The organism is Campylobacter sp. IFREMER_LSEM_CL908, assembly GCF_025771545.1.
In the GTDB taxonomy this organism is placed as follows: Bacteria; Campylobacterota; Campylobacteria; order Campylobacterales; family Campylobacteraceae; genus Campylobacter_D; species Campylobacter_D lari_D.
The window spans coordinates 1-3,969 of the sequence record NZ_JAKMQK010000027.1 but is presented as its reverse complement, the minus strand read 5'-3'; the positions used below and the strand labels follow the sequence as shown (position 1 = coordinate 3,969).

Sequence of the window (3,969 nt, the reverse complement as noted above, 5' to 3'; positions counted from 1 at the left end):
CCTCCTTCATCAACATGAAATAAATCTTTTCTGATTTCATCATTGCTATTTTCCTTAAGAAGTTTTTTTATTTCCTTTGCTTGTTTTTCCCCTACAATACCAAGTCTATTTTTATCCTTTTCTGTTATCCAATCATCACTCATTTGCTTAGTTTTTCTATTTAACTTGCTTGTTCCAAACTTAGCTTCTGCGATGATATATTTTGGATTTTTATTGGGGTTATAATAAATTCCATCAATTCCTTGATGAATTTTATCATCAAGTCCTTGAACTTTGTTTAAGCTAATTCTTTTATAGCCTTGATTTAAATAATGCAAATGCATTTTAGCTTCGCCATAATTTCCTTTTTGTTTATTGCTTAATTTATCAATGCCATTTAATTTTTGTATCTTTTTTTCCATATTTGCTAAAACTTTTTTAGCTTCTTTTTGTTGTGCTTGAACTTCTTTTAAAAATACTTGTTGTTTATTTACTTGTTTTCTTCTTTGTGCTGCTTTTAGCTTACCTCCTATCCCTTCCCATCTTATCTTGTCCCATTTAATCTTAGCAAGAGGATTAGCTTGTATTTTAGCTAAAGCAAATTTAATCTTATTTTTCTTAGGTATAGCTAATATAGGATAACCTTTATTACTTACCCCTATTAAACCCATTTGTAATACAGAATGTTTATGATTTACTTTATGATTTGAATAAGTATGAGCAAATACTAAAGCTACTTTAGTACAAGGTCCTCCTAGCATAGGTGGATTTACACATCCACTTATACTAGCTCCTTGTATTTCGTTATTAAGCATAATAGGAACATTGTCTGATTTTATTCTTTTAGCATTCTTTGCTTTTAACTTAACCTTACCTCCATGTATGCATAATAAAGTATTATCTTCTAATATAGGATGCATACAAGAAGTATCAGGACTTATATTAATAGCTTCTATTTTAGGAAGAGTTATTTTTCTTTTTTTAGCCATAAAAAGCCTTGTGGGTTTGAAGTATGCTTTTTAATTGCTCATCTTTAGCATAAAGAAATTTTTCTTCTAAAGAACAATCAAAATTTAAAGGAAAGGGTTTTAGGGTGTTTTTACTTAGAAATTTTTCCCAAAGTATAGAGTTTTCTTCTGCTGAAAACTCCCAAAAATCATCTTTATTGTTATAAACATAGTCTTTATAGTCTATAAAATTTACAAAGTTGATATTTACATTTTTTTGCTTAGAAAGCATACCTTGTGTATTTTCTTCTTCTGTGTTTTTTGGAATTTTGTTGTAATTAACAAGATAATAATTAAGTCTATCTTTGTTTAATTCTTGATCATCAAGTTCATTTAAAAGTTCTTTAGAATAATAATTTAAAAAATAATTATTTGCAAATTCTTCAATATGCTCTTTAAAGCTTCTTTTATAAATTAACTCATCATAACTAATAGGGTAAGATTTTAAAGTATTATTTTTAGAATTTAATATATAATCATACCCTGCAAAAAAATAAGAAAAATCCATAAAAGCATAATCAGCACTTATGCCTTTACAAAGACTTAAAAAAATATTTTCAAGTTCTAAGATGATTTTTTCATCTTTACTTAAATTTAACTCTTTTTGAAGTTGTTCTTGGGTTTTTGGGATAAAACCATAATTAAGTTTATCTTCATAATTTTTTACTAGATAATTTAAATTTTCATCATTAAGATTAAAAGTAAGGTATAGTGATGAGTTGAAATAAATATCATATTTATTAAAGTAGGGTGCTAGATTATCTTTTTCTATAAGAGTATTGATTTGGCTTTGAGAGAAATTTTCTCCTTTTTCATCCCAAAAAGGTAAATTAGGGGAGAGGTTTTTAAGAGTTCCTATTTCACTTAATTCATCTTTTTGATAATATCTATGTAAAATGTATTTGCTTTTATCTTTGCATAAACGATTGTAAATTTGAGTATAATTTGAAGGTAAAAAATTTAACCATTCATCCTCACTGTGTAGATTTATACCTTCAAATTTATCAATACTAAAACAAGCTTTAAGTTCTTGTATAGCTTTTAAGGTATTTTCTAAATGTTTATTATAAAAATTATTTTCATTAGCTTTTTTAAAATCAAGCCATTCTTGTAAATTAAGGCGATTACCTTTTAAACTCCAAGCGTCAAGGTATTTTTCATCACTAAAAGTTTTTTTAGATAAAAGATGAAAGCTAATTTGATTGGCGCTTAATGTTTGTTTCATTTAAAAGCTTTCAAAGCATCAATTTTTTCACACCATTTGTTAAAGTGTTGACATTTTAATCTTATGTTGTCTATACCAATTTCTTTTGCGATCTTGCTACCATGCAAAACTTTTTTATAGCTAGGAGAAGAAAAAATCTTTTTTAGCCTGTGTGACGGACTTGTTTCCTTGCTATTGTTGATGAATTCTGGATTATTGTATTTTTCGATAATACATTCTAATTCGCAAATGAGTTTTTCATCCCATTCAGCGTCTGCTTCAATGATTTTTGTAATATCACTAAAAAGCAAACTTTCAAATTCATGTGGTTGTATATAGCTAAAAAATTTATTTGTATCGCATTTTTGTTTAATTGCTTCATCAAAATCTTTTTGTATTTTTTCAATATATTCATATATATCAGTATTAGCTTTATTTTCTTTTAAAAATTCATCATCTAATCCATAATAATCAAACATAGTTGTCATAAAAGCTTGTGTGTCTTGTTTTAATTTTTTAACAATAAAATCAACCACTCTATCATACGAAAGCGCACCGCCTTTGTGTCCTTTAGATGTAGGTATTGTAAGTGGAGTGAGATAAATTTTGACATTGTGAAAATACGGACTTAAAGTTTCATTGATAAATTTTTCTTCACTTTGTCCTTCGCAAATTACATAGCATCTTATAATATCTGACATTATTTTGGTCTCCCACCTATAAGATTACTAGCCCAAATTTCTCCAAGTGTGTATTCTTCAAGCCAAGTTTGTAGTTTTTCATTGTCCATTCTTGTAAAAATAGATTGATCACCTTCTTTATCTACAACTATAATATCTTGTGCTTCAAAATGATTTATCAGTTCTACAGATTGAGAAGAAATAATGAGTTGTTTTTTTTGAGCTACTCTTTTAATGATCTCGCTTAAAATTTTTAACGCATAAGGATGTAGTCCTAATTCAGGCTCATCGATAATAATTGTTCCTGACATTAGCTCAAAAGGCTGAAGCAATAAAGTAGCTAAGCATATAAACCTTAAAGTTCCATCAGAAAGCATATGTGCTTTGAAAGGAGTATCAGGATCGTTTTTATGATGCCATTCTAATTGTATATTATCACTATTTCTAAAAACAAATCCCCCAAAAAAAGGAGCAATATCTTGTATAGTGGTTAAAATTTGTTCATAATGTTTATTGTGATTATCATGGAGCATTTTAAGATAAGCTGCTATATTTTGTGCATCTTCTTTGAAAATAAGATTATCATTTACATCACATATGCTTTTCATTTTAGATGTATCTCCAGTATCATGAAAATGATAAAGCTTCCATTTTTTAATTTCGCTTATAGTATAATCAGCAACTGCTTTGGATCTAGAATATTCTTTTGCTTCAGAAATATTACTTTCGTATACATTCTCTCCTATAATGTATTCGTGAGGACCAAAATAAATTCTTTCTTTTTGTATAAGCATTTTGTTTTCTTGCGTGGCTACGATATCTACTTTATATCTATTTGGGTTAAAAACAAAGTCAAAATGCAATTTTTCGGTTTCTTTTCTACCAAAATACAAAAAACTATCAGGTCCTTTATCTTGTGTATAAAATTGCAAATTTTTATTAAACAATACATTAAGCATTTTAAATACCGAGATAAAATTACTTTTACCTGCACCATTTGCACCGATTAAGATATTTAAATTTTTAAGTTCAAATTCGGATAAATCTTTTATAGATTTATAGCCTTTGATTGTTATGTTATTTAGCATTTATATCCTTT

General features: G+C 27.3%; 3 protein-coding genes and 1 pseudogene. All 4 read right to left on the bottom strand.

Annotated elements, in window-relative coordinates; genetic code table 11:
* Positions 1 to 968 (bottom strand): annotated as a pseudogene (locus L8U04_RS08190) (hypothetical protein); the annotation flags it as partial.
* Positions 961 to 2,211, bottom strand: coding sequence for a hypothetical protein (locus L8U04_RS08185; protein ID WP_263709815.1), 1,251 nt, complete (start codon positions 2,209 to 2,211; stop codon positions 961 to 963). The pseudogene L8U04_RS08190 and the gene L8U04_RS08185, both read right to left, overlap by 8 nt.
* Positions 2,208 to 2,891: a DUF4276 family protein gene (locus tag L8U04_RS08180; protein WP_263688748.1), complete on the bottom strand. Its 684-nt coding sequence runs from the start codon at positions 2,889 to 2,891 to the stop codon at positions 2,208 to 2,210. Before L8U04_RS08180 ends, L8U04_RS08185 begins: the two co-directional genes overlap by 4 nt.
* Positions 2,891 to 3,958, bottom strand: a complete 1,068-nt coding sequence (locus L8U04_RS08175; protein ID WP_263709814.1) for an AAA family ATPase — start codon at positions 3,956 to 3,958, stop codon at positions 2,891 to 2,893. Before L8U04_RS08175 ends, L8U04_RS08180 begins: the two co-directional genes overlap by 1 nt.
* Positions 3,959 to 3,969 lie beyond the last annotated feature (11 nt).

What these genes read in the sequence shown, in the direction of transcription:
- L8U04_RS08185 (WP_263709815.1), bottom strand. Translation starts at nt 2,211, where the DNA reads ATGAAACAAACATTAAGCGCCAATCAAATTAGCTTTCATCTTTTATCT.
- L8U04_RS08180 (WP_263688748.1), bottom strand. Translation starts at nt 2,891, where the DNA reads ATGTCAGATATTATAAGATGCTATGTAATTTGCGAAGGACAAAGTGAA.
- L8U04_RS08175 (WP_263709814.1), bottom strand. Translation starts at nt 3,958, where the DNA reads ATGCTAAATAACATAACAATCAAAGGCTATAAATCTATAAAAGATTTA.